Genomic DNA, 20061 nt, shown 5'->3' with positions numbered 1-20061 from the left:
CCTTCACCCCCAGGCCCCAGCCCTCAATGGCGGATCAGGTGATCGAAAGCCGACAGCGCAGCCGTGGCACCGGCACCTGCGGCAATGATGATCTGCTTGTACGGCACGTTGGTGCAGTCACCGGCCGCCAGCACGCCAGGCACATTGGTCTCGCCCTTGGCATTGATCTCGATCTCGCCAAAGCGCGTCAGGTTCACCGTGCCCTTGAGCCAGTCGGTATTGGGCAGCAGACCGATCTGCACAAAGATGCCTTCCAGCGCCACCGACTTGATTTCATCGGTGGTGCGGTCCTTGTAGGTGATGCCGGTGACCTTCTTGCCGTCGCCGTTCACCTCGGTGGTCTGGGCGTTCAGGATCACCGTCACATTGGGCAGCGAAGCCAGCTTCTTTTGCAGCACGGCATCGGCCTTCAGCTCGGCGGCAAATTCCAGCACCGTGACGCTCTTGACGATACCGGCCAGGTCGATGGCGGCTTCCACGCCGGAGTTGCCACCGCCAATCACGGCCACATCCTTGCCCTTGAACAGCGGGCCGTCGCAGTGCGGGCAGAACGTCACACCCTTGGTGCGGTACTGCTCTTCACCGGGCACGTTCATATTGCGCCAGCGGGCACCGGTGGACAGGATCACGGTCTTGGCCTTCAGGCTGGCACCGGATTCGGTCTGCACCTCGATCAGGCCGCCTTCGGTGGCTGCCGGAATCAGCTTGGCCGCACGCTGCTGGCTCATGATGTCCACTTCGTAGTCACGGATGTGGGCTTCCAGCGCCGCCGCCAGCTTGGGACCGTCGGTCTTGCTCACCGAGATGAAGTTCTCGATGTCCACCGTGTCCAGCACCTGACCACCCACGCGCTCGGCAGCGATGCCGGTGCGAATGCCCTTGCGGGCGGCGTAGATGGCCGCCGCTGCGCCGGCAGGGCCTGCGCCCACCACCAGCACGTCGAACGCGTCCTTGGCGGAAATCTGGGCCGCCGCACGGGCCACCGCACCGGTGTCCACCTTGGCAACGATCTCTGCCAGTTCCATGCGGCCCTGGCCAAAGCGTTCACCGTTGACGAACACGGTGGGCACGCCCATCACTTCGCGTTCCTTGACCTCGTCCTGGAACAGGCCGCCGTCGATGGCGGTGTGCGTGATCTGGGGGTTCAGCGCCGACATCAGGTTCAGCGCCTGCACCACGTCCGGGCAGTTGTGGCAGGACAGCGAGTAGTAGGTCTCGAAGTGCAGCGGCACATTGATGGCCTTGATCTGCTCCAGCAGATCCGCCGATTCCTTGGAGGGGTGGCCGCCCACGTGCAGCAGGGCCAGCACGAAGGACGTGAATTCATGGCCCAGGGGCACGCCGGCAAAGCGCACACCGGTTTCCACGCCGGGGTTGTTGATGGCAAACGAAGGCTTGCGCACCGCCAGATCGTTGTTTTCGACCACGGTGATCTTGTCGCTCAGCGCCACCAGATCGGCCAACAGAGACTTGACTTCACCGGCGGCCTTGCTGTCATCCAGGGTTGCGACGATCTCGAGCGGCTTTTGCAAGCGCTCCAGATAGGCCTTGAGTTGGGTTTTGAGGTTGGCGTCCAGCATATTAGTCAAATCCTATTAATTATTTATTTCGATAGCCTGCTTTTGCTTGATGGAAAAAAAGCCCGGTCAGGCCCGGGCTTTTTTCTGCGGGCAAAGGCTTAGATCTTGCCGACCAGGTCCAGGGAAGGAGCCAGGGTAGCTTCGCCTTCCTTCCACTTGGCGGGGCAGACTTCACCGGGGTGGGCCGCCACGTACTGGGCAGCCTTGACCTTGCGCAGCAGGTCTTCTGCGTCGCGGCCGATGCCTTCGGCGGTGATTTCCATGGCCTGGATCACGCCTTGGGGGTCAATGATGAAGGTGGCACGGTCTGCCAGGCCTTCGCCTTCGCGCAGGCAGTCGAAGTTCTGGCTGATTTGCCAGGTGGGGTCGCCCAGCATGGTGTACTGGATCTTGGCGATGGTGTCCGACGTGTCGTGCCATGCCTTGTGCACGAAGTGGGTGTCGGTGGAGACGGAATAGACTTCCACGCCCAGCTTCTGCAGTTCAGCGTAGTGGTCGGCCACGTCACCCAGTTCGGTGGGGCACACGAAGGTGAAGTCGGCGGGGTAGAAGAAGAACACGGCCCACTTGCCCAGGACGTCCTTTTCGGTCACTTCGATGAACTTGCCGCCCTTGTAGGCTTGTGCGGTGAAGGGCTTGATCTTGCTGTTGAGCACGGACATTGTGTTGTTTCCTTTCAGTGAATCGGAGGTACTGCTTGAACTAAGCACTGGGTCAAGTGTAGGACAAGCAACCGATAAACTCAATCGATTGACTCGATCATATTGATTGAGTATGACTATCAAAAACTACCGTATCGATAGCCATCGGCAGACCGCTGTGCAGACACCGAATGCAAACGCGATTCAGCATCAAACGCAGCCCATCCCCATTATTGGGGGCAAAGATGTCAAGTGCGTTGTCATACAGGACAATCGCCCCACAACAGCGACAGGAAGGAGCCCCCACATGCAAGGCGACACACAAGTCATTGCCTGCCTCCAGGCACAACTCAAAAACGAACTCACCGCCATCAACCAGTACTTCGTACACTACCGCATGTTCAAGCACTGGGGTTTCGACAAGCTGGCCAAGGTGGAATACAAGGAATCCATCAGCGAGATGAAACACGCCGACGTGCTGATGGACCGCATCTTCATGCTGGACGGTCTGCCCAACCTGCAGGACCTGGGCAAGCTGCAGATCGGTGAAGACGTGCCTGAATCCCTGACCTGCGACCTGCGCCTGGAACAGGCCGCCCAGCAGACCATCAAGGAAGGCATTGCCGCCTGCGAAAGCGTGCAGGACTATGTCTCGCGCGATCTGCTGCAAGAGATCCTGGAAGACACCGAGGAGCACATCGACTTCCTCGAAACCCAGCTGGACCTGATCGAAAAGGTGGGCGTCCAGAACTATCTGCAGTCGCAGATGAGCGAAGCGGACTGAAGCTCCTGCTTTCCATGCAAAACGGGCCCTGTAGGGCCCGTTTTTTCATGCGCCGCCGAATGGCTCAGCCATGCGCCTTCTGGTTGTGCAGCGCGTTTTCCCGGATGGTGGACAAGGTGGCGCGGGTGGTGATGACTTCCGGGCTGAGCGGAATCTCGATCAGCGTGCCCGTGGGTGCCGCCAGCGCGCGTTGCAGTGCGGCTTCGAAGTCGGCCGTACGTTCCACCCGCTCGGCCGCATAGCCGTAGGCCTGGGCCAGCGCACAGAAGTCCGGATTGCCCAGCGTGGAGCCGCTGACATGGCCGGGGTACTCACGCTCCTGGTGCATGCGGATGGTGCCGTAGATGCCATTGTTCAGCAGCACGATGATGCTTTTGCCGCCATGCTGCAGTGCCGTCGCCAGCTCCTGGCCATTCATCAGGAAGTCGCCGTCTCCCGCGATGGTGAACGCCGTGCGCCCGGTGATCAGATTGGCCGCAATCCCGGCCGGCACGCCATAGCCCATGGCGCCGCTGGTGGGCGCCAGCTGGGTCTTGTGGCCCTTGCTCCAGCCATGAAAGCGGAAATAGCGGTGCACCCAGCTGGCAAAGTTGCCCGCGCCATTGGTGATGGCTGTGTCCTGCGGCAGCAGGCGCTGCAGCGTGGCAATGATGGCCGGCATGTCGATGGCGCCGTCCTTGGCCACATCCAGCCCCGCCAGCGGCTGGGGCTGCAGATTGGCTTCGTAGTCGGCATGGGCTGCCGCCGTCCAGGCGGCCCAGGGCACACTGGCCGGAGCGTCCAGTGCCGCCAGCGCCCGGGCTGCCGCAGGCATGGTGGCGCACAGCGGCAGATCGGCGCGGAAGACACGGCCCAGTTCCTCGGCACTGGGGTGGATGTGCACCAGCTGCTGCACCGGGCGCGGCGACTGCAGCAGGGTGTAGCCGCTGGTCGTCATCTCGCCCAGGCGCGCACCGATGGTGATCAGCAGATCCGCCTGCTTGATGCGCTGGGCCAGCGCCGGGTTGATGGCAATGCCCACATCGCCGGCGTACAGCGGGTGGTGGTTGTCGAAAGTGTCCTGGAAACGGAAGGCATTGCCCACCGGCAACTGCCAGCGCTCCGCAAAGGCCTGCAGGTCTTGCGCGGCCAGCGGCGTCCAGCCCGGTCCGCCAGCGATCACAAACGGTTGTTTGGCCTTCAGCAGCAGCGCACGCAATTCCTCAGCGCCCTGTGCGCCGATGTCCTGGTGCACCGCGGGGGCGGCGGGCAGGGCCTCGCCGGAGACCACCTGGGTCAGCATGTCTTCGGGCAGCACCAGCACCACGGGACCAGGGCGACCTTGCAGGGCCGTGGTGAACGCACGGGCGATGTATTCGGGAATGCGGCGGGCATCGTCGATGCGTTCCACCCGCTTGGCCATGCCACGCGTGCCAGGGCCGAAGAAGGTGCCGAAATCCACTTCCTGGAAAGCTTCGCGGTCACGCATATCACTGCCCACGTCACCAATCAGCACCACCATGGGTGTGGAATCCTGGAACGCCGTGTGGATGCCGATGGAGGCGTTCGTCGCCCCCGGACCGCGCGTGACCATCAGCACCCCGGGCTTGCCAGTGAGCTTGCCGTAGGCATCCGCCATGAAGGAGGCTCCGCCCTCCTGGCGGCAGGTGATGAAACGGATGCGGTCGCGGTGGGCATGCAGGCCATCGAGCACATCCAGATAGCTTTCGCCGGGCACGCCAAAGGCCATGTCCACGCCCTGGGCGATCAGGCATTCGACGATCAGGTGGCCTGCGCTGCGTGGTGGGGTGGTGGAAGGCATGGCTTGTCTCTTTCTGTGTCAGGGGGAGAAAACGGGAGGGCAGCCGACGGGGAGTCGCACCCCGCATGGGGCTGCACCAGCGGCCCCGTGATTATGCGAAGGATGGGAGAGCAGACAGTTGGTGGAACCCGCAGCACACCCTGCTTGCCTGTCGCACAGCCGACAAGGTCCCTGCGCCGCCGTGGCCCGGCAAGCGCGGCCTTGCACCTGCCTTGTCCCCAATTTGCACCCCGCCATTCACACCACCAGCACGTCGGTACACACTGCGCCGCCCCGGTTTCGTCGCAAGGCGCTGTGCCTCGCTGGCACCCGGCACGACAGTGCAGGCATGCGGCAACGTCGCCGTGTTTTTTGCAGGAGCCCTGCCATGTCGCAGTACACCCCATCCCTTTCGAATACGCCACTCTGGCATCTGCGCACTGCCTTGCTGTGCGCCACCATGGCCGGCGGTATTGCCACCGGCAGCCTGGCACAGGAGCGCAGCGAAGCACCGGTGGTGGCCGTCGCCGCCAGCCAGGCCATGCCCGCCGCGCCTGCGGTGCAGCCGGGTCGCACCCGTGCCGAGGTGATTGCAGAGCTGGAATGCGCCCGGGCCTCGGGCGAACTGGAAGCCATGGTCTTGCGCTCCTACGGCCAGCCCACGCCACCGCTGCGCCCCGAAGCCTGTGCACCCGGCGCCATGGCCGGCTCTGCCCCCGGCCCGCATACGGCGCACCCGACACCACGGTCTGGTTACTGAGCGCATAGGGCCGCCTATCGCGGACCCCGCGCTGCGGTTCAGACCAGCTCGGGCGCCAGGAAGTCGCGGCTGATCTGCCCGCCCAGCAGGTTGACCCGGTCCAGGAACTGGGTCAGATAGGCATGCAAGCCGGTGTCCAGAATTTCCGTGATGCGCCCATATTGCAGCTGGGCCAGCAACAGGCCGGCACTGCGCAGGCTCTCGCTCATCTCCTGGTGCCCCACCTGGCGCAGGTTGTCCATCAGCTCGTGCATGCTGGCGTGCAGCGAACGCGGCATGTCGCGGCGCAGAATCAGCAGCTCGGCCACGCGCTCGGGCGTGATCACATCGCGGTAGACCTTGCGGTACACCTCGAAGGCCGAGACGCTGCGCAGCACCGCGCTCCAGTGGTAGAAGTCGAACTGCTGCTGCCCCACCTGGCGCAGATCGGTACCGTGGTAGTCGCTCTCAATGGCGTGGAACTTCACATCCAGCAGGCGCGCCGTGTTGTCTGCCCGTTCCAGGAATGTGCCCAGCCGCACAAAGTGGAAGGACTCATCCTGCAGCATGGTGCCCAGCGACACGCCCCGCGACAGGTGGGAGCGGTATTTGACCCACTCAAAGAACTGCATCGGGTCGCGCTCGAACCAGCCATCCTGCAGCTGGCGGTTCAGCTCCAGCCAGGTCTGGTTCTGGGTTTCCCACACTTCCGACGTCAAGGCGCCGCGCACCGCCCGTGCGTTCTCGCGTGCGGCCCGCAGGCAGGAGTAGATCGATGAGGGGTTGTTCTCATCGCGCACCATGAAATGCAGCACGCCATCGCGCGTGACCTGGGTATGGCGCCGGTCGTAGGCGGGAATCAGTTCACTGATGGACAGCACCCCCATCCAGTCCTTGCGTGCCATCTCGGCAGGCTGGGGCAGCATGGAGGTGTCGTAGCTGACGTTCAGCATGCGGGCGGTGTTTTCTGCCCGCTCGGTGTAGCGGGACATCCAGAACAGGTGGTCTGCGGTACGGCTCAGCATGGGAAACCTTTCAAGATCGTCATGGCAGGAATGCAAGCGATGTTCATCACCAGTTCCCTCCCATGCTCTGCACCATGCCGCCCAGCTCCTGCACCAGCTCCGGTGAAGGCTGGCCCTGGGCCTGTTCGTTCAGCACCCAGGTGTCCTTGGTCCCGCCGCCCTGCGAAGAATTGACCACCAGCGATCCGTCCTTCAGCGCCACGCGCGTCAGGCCGCCGGCCGCCATGCGCACGGTCTCGCCGCTCAGCACAAAGGGGCGCAAATCGATGTGGCGCGGCGCAATGCCAGCATCCACCATCGTCGGACAGCTCGACAGACTGAGCGTGGGCTGGGCGATATAGCCTGCCGGATTGGCCAGCAGCGCACGGCGGAAGTCCTCGATCTCGGTCCGGGTGGCAGCAGGGCCGATCAGCATGCCGTAGCCGCCGGCACCATGCACCTCCTTGACCACCAGCTCATGCAGATGCGCCAGCACGTATTTCAGATCGTCCTGCTTGCGGCACAGCCAGGTGGGCACGTTGGAAAGAATCGGTTCCTCGCCCAGGTAGAAGCGGATCATCTCCGGCACATAGGGGTAGACCGATTTGTCGTCGGCGATCCCGGTGCCCACCGCATTGCAGATGGTCACATTGCCGGCGCGGTAGGCGTCCATCAACCCGGCGCAGCCCAGGGTGGAATTGGGACGGAACACCAGCGGATCCAGGAAGTCGTCATCCACGCGACGGTAGATCACATCCACGCGCTGCAGGCCGCGCGTGGTGCGCATATAGACCACCTTGTCCTTGACGACCAGGTCCGGTCCCTCGACCAGCTCCACCCCCATTTGCTGCGCCAGGAAGGCGTGCTCGAAGTAGGCGCTGTTGTACATGCCTGGCGTCAGCACCACCACCGTGGCCGAATCGGATGCGGCCCGTGCCGGAGCACTGGCGCGCAGCGTATCGAGCAGCATGTCGGGGTAATGCGCCACCGGCTGCACGGCGTGCCGGGTGAACAGGTCGGGGAACAACCGCATCATCATCTTGCGGTTTTCCAGCATGTAGGACACGCCGGAGGGCACGCGCAGGTTGTCCTCCAGCACAAAGTACTCACCTTCGCCCCGGGCATTGGGGGCGCGCACGATGTCGATGCCGGCGATGTGCGCATAGATGTCGCGCGGCACATCCACGCCCTCCATCTCGGGCCGGTACTGGGCATTGTTGGCGATCAGGTCCCTGGGCACGATACCGGCCCGCAGAATGTCCTGGTCGTGGTAAATGTCGGCAATGAAGCGGTTCAGTGCCGTGACCCGTTGCACCAGGCCCGCCTGCATGCGCGTCCACTCCGCGCCGGGAATGATGCGGGGGATCAGGTCGAACGGAATCAGGCGTTCCGTGCCCGCACCATTGGCGTCTTTCTCCCCGTAGACCGCAAAGGTGATCCCCACGCGGCGGAAGATCATCTCTGCCTCTGCCGCGCGCGCTGCCATGGTCTGCGCCGGTTGCTGTGCCAGCCACTGCGCATAGGCTTTGTAGTGGTCTCGCACGTCACTGCCGTCAAACGGCAGCATGGTGTACATCTCGTCGTACTTCTGCATCGTGGGCCTCCTTGGGATTGCATAGCAAATTGCGGGCCATAGCGATGCACTATGGGTATGACAGCCAGTTTAAGGGCTGCCACGCTCCGCCCCCTCCGGGCAAGCACTCACCGATCTGGTGCATGGCTCCAGTAACGTGGGCGCAGACTGCGCTCACAGGCCACTGTCTGCGCCTGCACACCATTCCAGTGCGCCGCGCCGCATTGGGGCGTGCTCTGCACCACCAGGTCCTGGGCGGCGTAGCGCCGCAAAACAGGCGCTGCAGGGTGACCGAAACGGTTGCGATAACCCGCCTGCACCACCACCGTGTGCGGCGCCACCGCCGCCAGAAACGCCGCGCTCGACGAGGTGCGGCTGCCATGGTGGGGTGCCAGCAGCACATCGGCCTGCAGGTTCTGGCCGGAGCGCAGCAATGCGGCTTCCTGCGCCGCCTCGATATCGCCTGTCAGCAGCACCGCTGCACCGTTGGCCGCCTGCACGCGCAGCACGCAGCTGGCGGCATTGCCGTCACCCTGCACGCCGGCCGCGGGGTGCAGCACCTGCCACAGCACCCCGTCCCATTCCCACTGCTGACCGGCCACGCAGGGCTGCCAGGACCGGGACAGGCGCTGGGCCACCACCGCCGCGCCCGCCCCCACCAACTGCGCCTGGGGCTGCTGGGCCAGCACCGCCTCGGCCCCACCCACATGGTCGGCATCGCCATGGCTGAGTACCAGCATGTCCAGCCGCTCCCCCAGGGCCTGCAACAAGGGCTGCACCACCCGGGCCCCGGCATCTCCCCCCGGCCAGGCCGGCCCGGCATCAAACAGCAGACTGTGGTGGGCCGTGCGCAGCAACACCGCTGCCCCCTGGCCCACGTCCAGCGCCAGCATGTCCACCTCGCCAGGGGCGGGCCGGGGCGCCTGCCACCACAGCGCGGGCCACAGCAGCGGCAAGGCCAACGCCTTCCACTGCCAGGGCAGCGGCAGCACCAGGCCCACACCGGCGGCGATGGCCGCTGCGGCCGCCCACCACGGCGCCTGCGCCCGGGCGAGACTGGCCCAGGGCCAGGCGGACAGCGCCTCCAGCACCACCGCCATGGCCTGCACACACCAGGCCGCGGCCTCCCACAAGGGGTGCCAGAGCACCCCCAGCAGCGACAGAGGGGTGACCACCAGGGTCACCCAGGGAATGGCCAGCAGATTGGCCAGGCCACCGACCAGCGAAACCTGCCCGAAGAACAGCAGCGACAGCGGGCTGAGCGCCAGCACCACCACCATCTGTTCGCGCAGCAACTGGTACAGCCGCTGCGCCCAGCCTTGCAGCTGCCACCCCGCAGTGCCCGACGCCAGCAGCACCCCCACGGCCACAAAGCTGAGCCAAAAGCCCGCCTGGCACAGCGCCCAGGGATCCCACAGCGCGATCACCGCCAGCACCGCACTCCAGACCGCCCACCAAGGCCAGCGCCGGCCGGTGCTGTGCAGCAGGGCCACCACCACCAGCATGCCCACCGTGCGCTGCGCAGGCAGTCCGCCACCGCTGAACAGTGCATAGGCTGCCGCCAGCCCCACGCCGCCCCACAGTGCCGCCAGCGGCGCGGGCCAGCGCAGGCACAGCCACGGGCTGCAGCGCCACAAGGCCCCCAGCAGGCGCATCGCCAGCCAGGCGAACATGGTGATGTGCAGGCCCGAAATGCTGACCAGGTGGGCCACGCCGGTGCGGCGAAACACCTCCCAGTCGGCGGTGTCGATGGAGCGCTGGTCGCCCGTGACCAGCGCCGCCACCACGCCAAAGGCACGGCGGCGATCGTTCGCGGCATCCGGCTCGGCATCTGCCGCGCCCGGGACGGCCCCCTGGGCCACGATGGCATCGCGCACCTGCTGGCGCAGCGCTTCCACCGGGCGGCGGCCTTCGGCAGGATCCAGCCGCCGGGGGGTGGTGTTTTTGGGGCTGTCGCGTACATAGCCGGTGGCGCCAATGCCCTGGGCCCACAGCCACAGCTCCCAGTCCCAGCCATGGGGATTGCGCGCACCATGCGGGGCTTTGAGGCGCAGCGTCCAGCGCCAGCGTTCGCCGGCCGAGACCGCAGGCCACAGCGCAGCCCCCGCTCCGCGTGGCGCATACCATGTGACTTCCAGCCGCTGCGGCAGCTCCACGGCCTGTCCATTGGCCCGCTGTGCCTGCTCCACCACCAGTTGCATCCGCAGACCTTGGGAGGTGCGTGCCGGCAGGGCGTCCACCACGGCGATCACGTCCACATCCACGCCCTCCAAGGCAGGCGCAATGCGCTGGGCTTGCCGCCCCAGGGCCTGCCATCCCGTCAGCGCAAAGGACGCCGCCGCAGCGCAAACCACCATCAGAAGCAGCAGCCCCTGCTGCGTTCGCCGCGCGCCGGCGTGCGGCCGCGCCCACATGGCCGCGCCCCCCAGCAGCACGGCCGCCACGCCCAGCACCGCGTACCTCCACCCCGGCCACAGGGCAGGCTGCAGCAGCTGCAGCGCCACCCCTGCCGTGGCGGCCAGGGCCCAGATCGTGGGAGAAAGCCGTACTGCAGTGCACGCGGAAGCGAAAGACGGCTCCACTCTTGGCATACTGGCTGGCATGCGCGCGGTTGTCACCGACGGCCACGCACGCGCCGGAACCGCAGCACGCCCCTCCCGCCCCGATCTACCCACCATGCAAGGAACTCCCATGAGTGTCTACGACAAACTCCAAGCCCTGAACATCACCCTGCCCCCGCTGGCCGTCCCGGCCGCCGCCTATGTGCCCTTCGTGCAGACGGGCAACCTGGTGTTTCTGAGCGGCCATATTGCCCGCAAGGACGGCAAGGTGTGGACCGGCCAGCTGGGCGGCGCCATCAGCACCGACGAAGGCAAGCTGGCCGCACGCGCCGTGGCCGTGGACCTGCTGGGTACGCTGCAGGTGGCCTGCGGCGGCGATCTGAACCGCGTCACCCGCATCGTCAAGGTGATGAGCCTGGTGAATTCCACCGCCAGCTTCACCGAGCAGCACCTGGTGACCAACGGCTGCTCCGAGCTGTTGGCCGAAGTGTTTGGCGACAAGGGCTCGCACGCACGCAGCGCCTTTGGCGTGGCACAGGTCCCCATGGGCGCCTGCGTGGAGATCGATCTCGTCGCCGAGATCGCCTGACCCGTTCCGTCGGGCACGCGGCCCAGTGGCCTGGGTGCAGGCCGCCCTGGCCCCTTGCCGTGCACCGGAAACAAAAAAAGCAGCCTCTGGGGCTGCTTTTTTGTTGGGCGCGAACCACCGGACCGTGAAGAGGCCTGTGGCTGCTTTGCCTTTTTGCCCGGTGCCTGGTGCGGCGGTCGGTCGCCCCACCTACGCCCGGTTGTGGATCCAGGAGGTCAGCCCTCCAGCTCCAGCATCGCTTGCGGCCGGCTGCCGATGCTGCGGGGCGCCGGCACCGGGCGCTGCAAGCCCAGAACCTGCTGCGCGCCGGGGACCTTGAAACGGCCCACCACGCTTTTCATGTTCTGCGATTGCTCGCTCAGGCTGTGCGAGGCAGCCGCACTTTCCTCCACCAGGGCCGCGTTCTGCTGTGTCATCTGGTCGAGCGAGCTCACGGCCTCGCTGACCTGGGCAATGCCATCGCGCTGCTCGGCGGCCACGGCGTTGATCTCGGCCATGGTCAGTGTCACGCGCTCGATGGACTGGACGATTTCCTGCATGGTGCCGCCCGCTTCATGCACCAGGCGTGCACCATCGGCCACCCGCTCGACCGAGGCCTGGATCAGCTGCTTGATTTCCTTGGCGGCATCCGCGCTGCGGCCGGCCAGAGACCGTACCTCGCTGGCCACCACCGCAAAGCCGCGTCCCTGCTCACCCGCACGGGCGGCTTCCACCGCCGCATTCAGCGCCAGGATGTTGGTCTGGAAGGCAATGCCATCAATCACGCCGATGATGTCGGCAATCTTCTGGCTGCTGGCATGGATGTCGTTCATGGTGCTGACCACCTGCCCCACCACAGCCCCGCCCCGCTGGGCCACGCCCGAGGCCTGTTCGGCCAGCTGGGTAGCCTGCTGGGCGTTGCCCGCCGTCTGCTGCAGCGTACTGGTGAGCTGGGCCATGGCGGAGGCCGCCTGCTGCAGGCGGCCCGAGGTTTCCTCGGTACGCTGCGACAGATCCTGGTTGCCCATGGCGATTTCGGCGCTGGCCTGGGCGATGTTGTCGGTGCCGTAGCGCACTTCCTGGATCATCCCCCCCAGCGCCTGGTTCATATTGCGCAGCGAGAGCAGCAACTGCCCGAACTCATCGCTACGGTCGACCCCCACTTGGGTGCTCAGATCCCCCGCAGCAATGCGCTCGGCGATCTCGTTGGCCTGCACCAGCGGCCGGCGGATGCTGTTGATCAGCCAATGCGCGCCCAGCACGATGGCCACCACCAGCGCCAGCATGCCCACGCCGGCCCACAGGCCCATGCGTACACGGGTGTCTGCCATCTCGGCGCGCATGCGGGTGATGTGGGCGGTTTGCAGGTCGACAAAGGCCTGCAGGCCTTCGAGGTATTTGTCCACCACCGGCTTGTAGGTGGCCTGCACGATCTTCACACTTTCATCCGCGCTCCCGGCTTCCTTGAGCTTCATCACCTGCTGGCGGACCGCAATCATGTCGCTGCGCAGCTGGGCAATACGGGCCATCTGGGCCTTGTCGGCCTCGCTCAGATTGGCTTCTTCCAGGCTTTTCTGTACCTTGGTAATCTGCGCGCTGGTGGCCGCAATGGTGGGCGAGAACTCTTCGCCCACGCTGGGATCGGTGCTGAGCACCACGGCCAGCGTGCGCACGGCGTTGGTCTTGGTCAATGCCGCCCAGTGCATGGCCTCCGCCACGCGCTGGGACAGGATGACTTCCTGGGCCTCCTGCTGCTTCTGGAAGCGGTAAGCGCCGGTGCCCACAAAGCCCGCCAATCCCACCATGCCCGCCACGATACACAGCACACTGATCCACAGCTTGCGTGTGACGCTGATATTTTTCATGCACTCTCCATGCCTCGGTTGCAATGCGTGGATGCGGCCCTGCCACCGTTCGTCCGCCAAAATATCGGCGGTCGCCTGCACGATTGACAAGACTTACACCCAGACACAGTGGACGCCGAACCAGCCCGGCGACGAAATCTGGTTTTCCCTGATGGCCTCCATTTCGCATCACTGATGATTACTATGAATTGACATTTCTCAATAGCCATTCACAACCGTTCGTTAACCGGAAACATCCCCAGGCACAGCGTCCCATGCTTCGCAGATAGGCACCGAGCCGTCGGCCATCAGCGATCGCTGTGCAAGCGCACGTCGGATGGTTGCGCCTCGCAGGAGCGTGGCACACCCGCGCCCCGCCGTGCATGCCGCACAACCGCCGCGGTGCGACCGCAGGTACCGCCTGTGGAATCAACAGGGCGGCACTGCGCAGGATCGCTGCGCCGCCGCAAAAAAATGGGGGAGCCGATAGCTCCCCCCAACGCTCGCCATGCTCCATGGACGGTTGCGCCCTCTTCCCTCAACCGGCATCCGCGTGCACCGGGCCTTGGTGCTCGCGGCGTGTAGAACAGGTAGTGCTATGCCATCTCCAGTGCACGCGATGGATCGGTTTGCTGCCCTGCCGGTGCCAATGCGGGTGCCCGTGCAGGGGAGCGCAGTGCATGCACTGCACCGTGGCCGCTAGCCAGGACCGGCGCGGATGCACCGACAGGTACCGTGGCGGCCACAGCAGCGGCCCCCGTGCGCTGCGGCACGCTGTCCGGCACCTGAAAGCGCTGCACCAGCTCGCGCAGGTGTTCCGACTGCTCACGCAAACTGAAGGCGGCCGCCGCGCTTTCTTCCACCAGCGCGGCGTTCTGCTGCGTCATCTGGTCCAGCGCGCCCACGGCTTCGCTGACCTGGGCCACGCCGTCACGCTGCTCGGCGGCACTGGCGTTGATCTGTCCCATCACCTGGGTCACGCGCTGCACGGACTGCACGATTTCCTGCATGGTCCCTCCCGCCTCGTTCACCAGGCGCGCACCATCGGCCACCCGCTCGACCGAGGCCTGGATCAGTTGCTTGATTTCCTTGGCGGCATCCGCGCTGCGGCCGGCCAGGGAACGCACTTCGCTGGCCACCACCGCAAAGCCGCGCCCCTGCTCACCCGCGCGGGCGGCTTCCACCGCCGCATTCAGCGCCAGGATATTGGTCTGGAAGGCAATGCCATCGATCACGCCGATGATGTCGGCAATCTTCTGGCTGCTGGCGTGGATGTCGTTCATGGTGCTGACCACCTGGCCCACCACGGCCCCGCCCCGCTGGGCCACGCCCGACGCCTGGTCCGCCAGGCCTGCGGCCTGCTGGGCACTGGCCGCCGTCTGCTGCAAGGTACTGGTCAGCTGCAGCATGGCACTGGCGGCCTGCTGCAAATGGCTGGAAGTGATTTCGGTGCGCTGCGACAGATCCTGGTTGCCATTGGCGATTTCGGCGCTGGCCAGGGCAATGGCATCGCCGCTGGTGCTCACATCCTGGATCATGGCGCCCAGCGACCGGCTCATGGCCTGCAGTGACAGCAGCAACTGACCAAACTCATCGTGGCGCTGCACTGCCCACTGGCTGCGCAGGTCGCCGGCCGCAATCTGCCCGGCCACCCCGTTGGCCTGCGCCAGCGCGCGGCGGATGCCGTTGATCAGCAGGTAGGCACCAATCGACACGCCCAACAGCAACACCACCATGTTCAGCGCAGAACTGCGCACCACCCCTTGCCGTGCAGCGCCCATTTCGGCACGCATGGCTTCGAGCCCCTGGGACTGGTGCTGCACAAAGCGCAGCAGGCCGGCCAGATAGGCATCCACCGACTGGCGGTAGCCGGTGCGCGCCAGGGCGCGGCTTTCCTCCTCCTGGCCGGCGGCCTTCTTCTGCAGCATCTGATCCCGCTGGGTCTGCATGGCCTGGCGCAAGGCCACCACGTTCTGCATCTGGCCGCGGTCGTCCGCATCGCGGGCCGATGCCTCCAACGCCTGTTGCAAAGTGGAGATCTGCTGGCTGGTCGCTGCCATCTGCGCGGAGAACTGCTCGGCATCCTGTGCATCGCGGCTGAACACCTGGGCCAGGGTCCGCACCGCATTCACCTGGGTCAATGCATGCCACTGCGTGGCCTGCTCCAGGCGCAGAGAGAGCAGGCGGTCCTGCTCGCCATGCTTTTTCTGGTGCTGGGCCGAGTTGTAGCCCGCCACGCCCACGATGATCACCGCCCCCACCACGATGCTGCCCACCCCCAGCCACAACTTGTGGGTCACCCCGATGTGCTTCATAGCCCCTCCTCCCTCTTTTTATGATGCAGCGCACTAAAAAGCACGACCGTGCGGATACGAAGTGGACAACAAAGCGCCACAGGTTCGTATCGGTGTAAGCCCCAGGGAAGGTGGCATGTGGCGCGCACCACACGCCAGCTGCTGCATGGATCCCCTGCCATTCACAGGGCTTTATCGCATTTCTTGCAGCATTTGCTGCGATGGCATGGTGCCTCCGGTTGCATGGCGCTTTTCATTACGCTGCATCGCCGCATTTTTCTGTATTGTGAAATTTTGATTTCGCATTCTGAAAAAACACCTGATTTTTGTACTTTTACAGGCCAGAAAATCGTTTTACATTACGAAAAATTAACGCAATTATTTGATTTAAAAGAAGAATAATTTTTTTATGGCGCCAAAAAAGAAATTGCTGCGACGCAAACAATAAGACCCATGCCAACCCTCTGAGGTTGCGGCGGATTCACCCTCCAGCGCAGCCCCTCAGGACCACAGCAACTACCTGCTGTGCCGCACCGCCAGCCAGCCAATTAGCACCACCGTGCTAATTAGCAAGTTGAGCAAGGGATGGTGTTTGACACCCATGTCTTAACCCGGCGCTCCGGCCTTTGACAGCCTGCGCCACCGTTACAGAAGGAGCATCCCATGCCCAACCGCCACGTGACCCTTGCCGCCGACACCACTTCCACCCACGAAGGCAGCTACCTCGGCCGCATCCTTTGCCCGCACTGCATGTGCACCCACACCATCGAAGCCGAAGGCGGCTGCAGCACCGAAGCCTGCGACGACTGCGGCAGCCCCAGCGAAAGCGAATAAGCTTTCCGCCCCGCTCTCCACCGGAGCGGCAGCAGCAGCGTCTTTTTTCTGTGTGCGGCGCTGCCGCTGGCGCTCCGGATCCTGGAGCGATCTCCCCTTCCGCCCCGAATGCCCGCCGTGGCCTTCGGGGCGCTTGCTTTGGACAGCCTGCAATGGCTCGCATGGTCGACCTGTGCCCGCTACGCCGGTGAAACAGTCTTCACCGCCACGCGCCTAATCCTCCGCCCCAGCGGACCTAGCATGCATGCGCACCCCGGACACCATCACCAGGAGACCACCATGACCACCGCTGCCCCCCAGCACCCGATCCCCCACCCCGAAGAAGCCGCTGTGCGCCTACCGCTGGAGCTGTACATGCGTGGACACGCGGAGGACTGCGCCGCACACATGCGCGCAGCCTTTCTGCCCAGCGCCCGCCTGGAAAGCGTGCGGGAAGGTCCGCTGACATCGTGGACGCTGGACGTCTACTGCCAGCGCTTCAACAACATTCCGGCGGCGGACGAGGCCCTGCGCCGCCGCCGCATCGACTGGCTGGACATCACCGGCACCTCGGCCATGGCCAAGGTCACGCTGGAGCATGGCGCCGTGACCTTCACCGACTACTTCGTGCTGCTCAAGACCGAGGCCGGCTGGAAGATTGCCAACAAGGCCTTCCACGCCCAGCCGCAGTAAGTCCCACAGCCAGGCCACACCGCCCACCACGCCCGCCATCCCCTGCCTGCGGTAGTGCCATTGCCCAGCCCTTACGCTGTGCCGACTGCAACGCACTGGCTGTGCGCACCATGGACGCAGCACAGCCTCCGCACGGCGAAAGGCATGGCAACGCATGTATTACGGCGAACGTTTCAATGCATGGACCCACCTGCTGGGCGCCTTGCTGGCGCTGGGCGGTGCGGTGTGGCTGATCGTGCGTGCCAGCCTGCACAGCGACGGCATAGGCATCACCAGCGTGGCCATCTACGGCGCCAGCCTGGTGCTGCTGTACGCCATCTCCACCAGCTACCACAGCGTGCGCGGCCGCGCCAAGCGGGTGCTGCGCAAGCTGGACCACCTGAGCATCTACCTGCTGATTGCCGGCAGCTACACCCCGTTCTGCCTGATCAGCCTGCGCGGCGCCTGGGGCTGGTCGCTGTTTGGTGTGGTCTGGGGCATGGCCGTGGTGGGCATGCTGCAGGAGATCAAGCCGCGCAGTGAAGCCCGGGTGCTGTCGCTGGTGCTGTATGCCCTGATGGGCTGGGTGGTGCTGGTCGCCGTCGGCCCGCTGCTGGATGCGCTGGGCACGGCCGGATTTGTCTGCCTGCTGTCGGGCGGGCTGCTGTACACCGGCGGGATCGTGTTCTTCGCTCTGGACCAGCGGCTGCGCCACGCCCATGGCATCTGGCACCTGTTCGTGCTGGCAGGCAGCGGCCTGCACTATGCGGCGGTGTGGCTGTATGTGCTGCCGGTGCCCGCAGCGCGCTGATCCACGCTGACACACCGCTGGATCGAAGAAAAAGCGACCAGAGCGCTCTCTGCCGCACGCCGCCCAGCGCTAACCGCGGTTTCATGTCTGCAGCGACAGCGGCATGCGCCGCTGTCATCGTCCCCGCTTACGGTCTGGCGACATGCCAGCTGTTGTTCAGGAAGCCGTCGCCCGTCTTGTCACCGGGCTTGGTGTCCTTGGCCCAGAAGTACAGCGGTCGCCCCTTGTAGGCCCACTGTTTGCTGCCGTCATCGCGCGTCACCACACTCCAGTCGCCAGTGGGTGCCGCATTGGCCTTGGCCATCAGCGGCGGCCAGTTGGTGGCGCAGGGCCCGTTGCAGACACTTTTTCCGCTGCCGGCAGTATCCCTGTCGAACACATACAGCGTCATCTGGTTCGGCCCCACCAGCATGCCATCGCGAATGGTGCTGGGCGAGTTGTCCTTGGCATGGGGAGCCATGGAACAGGCCGCCAGCAGCGCCGGTGCCAGAACAGTGAGGGAAATCATGCGGATCATGGTGTGGTCTCCTTGCTGTGAAATGGCGGCCTGCGGCCGGATGGACGGTAGACAACGCAATGCCCTGCCCAGCATGGGCAACGCGGTCTGCCACCGCAGCCGCACTGGCTGCGACAGCGCCCGGGGGCACATGGCCTGCTCCCGCCGTGTCCATCACTCCGGCAGGGCAAGACCATGCAGTCTCCCTCCATCCCAGCTACACGGTGTAACCGTTGGTGCGTTGTGCGCGCTTTCTGTGGTGCTTGGCCCCCTACCCCGGCGGGGAACGGTGCCGACATCGCCCCCGCTCCACGGCCGCTCCGGGTGTGAACAGTGCGCCGCCCGCCACCCGCATGCAGTGCAGCCGCAGGCCAGCCGCTTTTTTTGCACGGCACGCAGAACTTCTGGCCGGCCGCGACATCCCAGGACTGCTCCGTGGCAGCCGCATGGATTCAAAAACCATCCCACCAGACTTGATGCGCTCTACCCGGACAATGCATGCAACATTTTTGATAGCAGAACCTACCCATGAGCACCCACAGCTTTCAACTGCCCTTCTTCACCATCGGCGATCTGGATGGACTGAGCGGCGATGACACCACGCGCACCGCCCACATCGACATTCCCGCCGACTGCCTGCCCGTAGCCGCCACCCTGCGTTCCGCCCGCCAATGGCTGGTGGAACAACACCCTGCCGTCGACATGGAGTGCGCCGCCGACCTGCCGCTGCGCGGCTTTTTCTCCTTCCAGGGCCCGCAAGGCCATGAAGGTCTGAACGTGGACAGCGCCCAGCTGGTCGCGATCGACGAGGGCTTTGTGGTGCGTGCCAGCCTGGACAATGGCGTGTGCGTGGAAACCGATGTACTGAGCCTGGACGGCCTGGCCTGACCCGCCTGCCGCAGCGGTGGCGCTTACCACACCCCATCGCACCACCGCACCACGGCCTCTGCCCGCTCCCTGCGGGCTTTTTTGTACCTGGGCCGCACGGCACGCGGTCATCCATCAGCCGCAGGGCAGCGCCGGCCCATGCCTGCGGCCCATTCTCTGCCGCATGCCACGCCCTCGCAGCTTGTAATTTTTTCTATCAAAGCAAGCACTCCCATGCTCACGCATGCATAGCAGCTTGTGCATACCTGGTGCGCTTGAACAACGTTTCTGCATTTCAATTCCGGTACATTCGACGCAGCAACTGTTACTGACGGAGAAAACCTTGCGCGCACGCACTGCCTGGCTGCTGGCCCTGACCTCTTCTGCCCTTGCCCTGAGCGGGTGCAGCGCCCCTGCCCCCACGCCCACCACGCAGGCCCCCACCAACACCACGCGCAATACCGCAGTGGGTGCGGCCGTGGGCGCCGTGGCCGGTGCGGGCGTGGCCCATGCCACGGGCGGCAAGGCCGCTGTGGGCGCGGTGGCGGGTGCGGCCGTGGGCGGCACCGTGGCCTATCTGTGGTCCAGGAACATGGAGCGCCAGCGCCTGGAACTGGAGCGCGCCACCAAGGGCACCGGCGTGAAGGTCAGCCGCACCGACGACAACCGGCTCAAGATGGTCTTTCCCGCCGACATCACCTTCAACAGCCACAGCGCCGAACTGCAGCCCCAGGCCCGCACCCTGCTCGGCCGCTTTGCCGACAGCCTCAAGCGCCATCCCACCACGCATGTGCTGATCGTGGGCCACGCCGACAGCAGTGGCGGCCCGCACATCAACGACCCGCTGTCCAAGGACCGCGCCAATGCGGCACGCAACTACATCTTCCAGCAGAAGGTGATGGGTCCGCGCATCCAGACCGAAGGCCGCGGCGCCCGTGAACCCGTGGCCAGCAACGACACACCGGCCGGCCGGGCCAAGAACCGCCGGGTGGAGGTGTTTGTGATGGAACAGCGCCGATAAACAGCTGCCGGGG

Annotated in this window: 18 protein-coding genes; 9 read left to right on the top strand and 9 right to left on the bottom strand. The window is 65.2% G+C overall.

Annotated features, from left to right (window positions below; genetic code table 11):
* Nucleotides 1-23 precede the first annotated feature (23 nt).
* Together ahpF and ahpC are read right to left on the bottom strand one after the other, a co-directional pair.
* Nucleotides 24-1580: an alkyl hydroperoxide reductase subunit F gene (gene ahpF, locus CT3_RS06075; RefSeq protein ID WP_066539130.1), complete on the bottom strand. Its 1557-nt coding sequence runs from the start codon at nt 1578-1580 to the stop codon at nt 24-26.
* A 98-nt stretch (nt 1581-1678) separates the two neighbouring features.
* Nucleotides 1679-2242, bottom strand: coding sequence for an alkyl hydroperoxide reductase subunit C (gene ahpC, locus CT3_RS06070; RefSeq protein WP_066539131.1), 564 nt, complete (start codon nt 2240-2242; stop codon nt 1679-1681).
* Between the two features lie 286 nt (nt 2243-2528).
* Between ahpC and bfr the strand changes: the two genes are divergently transcribed.
* Nucleotides 2529-3005, top strand: coding sequence for a bacterioferritin (bfr, locus tag CT3_RS06065; RefSeq protein WP_066539137.1), 477 nt, complete (start codon nt 2529-2531; stop codon nt 3003-3005).
* Nucleotides 3006-3069: 64 nt separating this feature from the next.
* On the opposite strand, the gene CT3_RS06060 is transcribed toward bfr, so the two are convergent.
* The gene (locus CT3_RS06060) at nt 3070-4806 is read right to left on the bottom strand and encodes a thiamine pyrophosphate-binding protein (RefSeq protein WP_066539139.1); all 1737 of its coding nucleotides are present in this window, start codon (nt 4804-4806) and stop codon (nt 3070-3072) included.
* A gap of 367 nt (nt 4807-5173) precedes the next feature.
* Between CT3_RS06060 and CT3_RS21175 the strand changes: the two genes are divergently transcribed.
* Nucleotides 5174-5545 (top strand): DUF4148 domain-containing protein, encoded by a 372-nt coding sequence (locus tag CT3_RS21175; RefSeq protein WP_174976631.1) that lies wholly within the window; start codon nt 5174-5176, stop codon nt 5543-5545.
* 38 nt (nt 5546-5583) lie between these two features.
* Here CT3_RS21175 and CT3_RS06050 read toward each other — a convergent pair whose 3' ends face one another.
* From CT3_RS06050 to CT3_RS06040, 3 genes are all read right to left on the bottom strand, one after another.
* On the bottom strand, nt 5584-6549 hold the full coding sequence (locus CT3_RS06050) for an alpha-E domain-containing protein (protein WP_066539143.1): 966 nt from the start codon (nt 6547-6549) through the stop codon (nt 5584-5586).
* Nucleotides 6550-6595: 46 nt separating this feature from the next.
* A complete protein-coding gene (locus tag CT3_RS06045) occupies nt 6596-8122 on the bottom strand; it encodes a circularly permuted type 2 ATP-grasp protein (protein ID WP_066539145.1) in 1527 nt (508 codons plus the stop codon).
* Nucleotides 8123-8229: 107 nt separating this feature from the next.
* Entirely contained in the window at nt 8230-10692 is a 2463-nt protein-coding gene (locus CT3_RS06040; RefSeq protein ID WP_083520517.1) for a DNA internalization-related competence protein ComEC/Rec2, read from the bottom strand.
* Between the two features lie 100 nt (nt 10693-10792).
* Here CT3_RS06040 and CT3_RS06035 point away from each other — a divergent pair, with 100 nt between their 5' ends.
* Nucleotides 10793-11251 carry a RidA family protein gene (locus CT3_RS06035; RefSeq protein ID WP_066539147.1) on the top strand — a complete coding sequence of 153 codons (459 nt, stop codon included), beginning with the start codon at nt 10793-10795 and terminating at the stop codon, nt 11249-11251.
* Nucleotides 11252-11466: 215 nt separating this feature from the next.
* Here CT3_RS06035 and CT3_RS06030 read toward each other — a convergent pair whose 3' ends face one another.
* The gene (locus CT3_RS06030) at nt 11467-13095 is read right to left on the bottom strand and encodes a methyl-accepting chemotaxis protein (protein WP_066539148.1); all 1629 of its coding nucleotides are present in this window, start codon (nt 13093-13095) and stop codon (nt 11467-11469) included.
* Between the two features lie 575 nt (nt 13096-13670).
* A complete protein-coding gene (locus CT3_RS06025; protein ID WP_083520518.1) occupies nt 13671-15389 on the bottom strand; it encodes a methyl-accepting chemotaxis protein in 1719 nt (572 codons plus the stop codon).
* 117 nt (nt 15390-15506) lie between these two features.
* On the opposite strand from CT3_RS06025, the gene CT3_RS06020 reads away from it, so the two are divergent.
* From CT3_RS06020 to trhA, 4 genes are all read left to right on the top strand, one after another.
* On the top strand, nt 15507-15770 hold the full coding sequence (locus CT3_RS06020; RefSeq protein ID WP_127446185.1) for a hypothetical protein: 264 nt from the start codon (nt 15507-15509) through the stop codon (nt 15768-15770).
* A gap of 261 nt (nt 15771-16031) precedes the next feature.
* Complete coding sequence (locus tag CT3_RS21170; RefSeq protein ID WP_172591865.1) at nt 16032-16202, top strand: hypothetical protein; 171 nt, start codon at nt 16032-16034, stop codon at nt 16200-16202.
* 279 nt (nt 16203-16481) lie between these two features.
* Entirely contained in the window at nt 16482-16874 is a 393-nt protein-coding gene (locus CT3_RS06015; RefSeq protein WP_066539149.1) for a nuclear transport factor 2 family protein, read from the top strand.
* A gap of 154 nt (nt 16875-17028) precedes the next feature.
* Nucleotides 17029-17664, top strand: a complete 636-nt coding sequence (gene trhA / locus CT3_RS06010; RefSeq protein ID WP_066539150.1) for a PAQR family membrane homeostasis protein TrhA — start codon at nt 17029-17031, stop codon at nt 17662-17664.
* A gap of 127 nt (nt 17665-17791) precedes the next feature.
* Here the strand turns inward: trhA and CT3_RS06005 are convergent, their stop codons facing one another.
* The gene (locus tag CT3_RS06005; protein WP_066539152.1) at nt 17792-18181 is read right to left on the bottom strand and encodes a COG4315 family predicted lipoprotein; all 390 of its coding nucleotides are present in this window, start codon (nt 18179-18181) and stop codon (nt 17792-17794) included.
* Nucleotides 18182-18688: 507 nt separating this feature from the next.
* On the opposite strand from CT3_RS06005, the gene CT3_RS06000 reads away from it, so the two are divergent.
* Both CT3_RS06000 and CT3_RS05995 read left to right on the top strand, forming a co-directional pair.
* The gene (locus tag CT3_RS06000) at nt 18689-19048 is read left to right on the top strand and encodes a hypothetical protein (protein WP_066539153.1); all 360 of its coding nucleotides are present in this window, start codon (nt 18689-18691) and stop codon (nt 19046-19048) included.
* Nucleotides 19049-19370: 322 nt separating this feature from the next.
* Entirely contained in the window at nt 19371-20048 is a 678-nt protein-coding gene (locus CT3_RS05995) for a YiaD family glycine zipper/OmpA-like lipoprotein (RefSeq protein ID WP_066539154.1), read from the top strand.
* Nucleotides 20049-20061: the final 13 nt, after the last annotated feature.

The organism is Comamonas terrigena NBRC 13299 (assembly GCF_006740045.1).
Taxonomy (GTDB): Bacteria; Pseudomonadota; Gammaproteobacteria; order Burkholderiales; family Burkholderiaceae_C; genus Comamonas; species Comamonas terrigena.
This window is presented reverse-complemented; position numbering and strand designations above follow the sequence as displayed.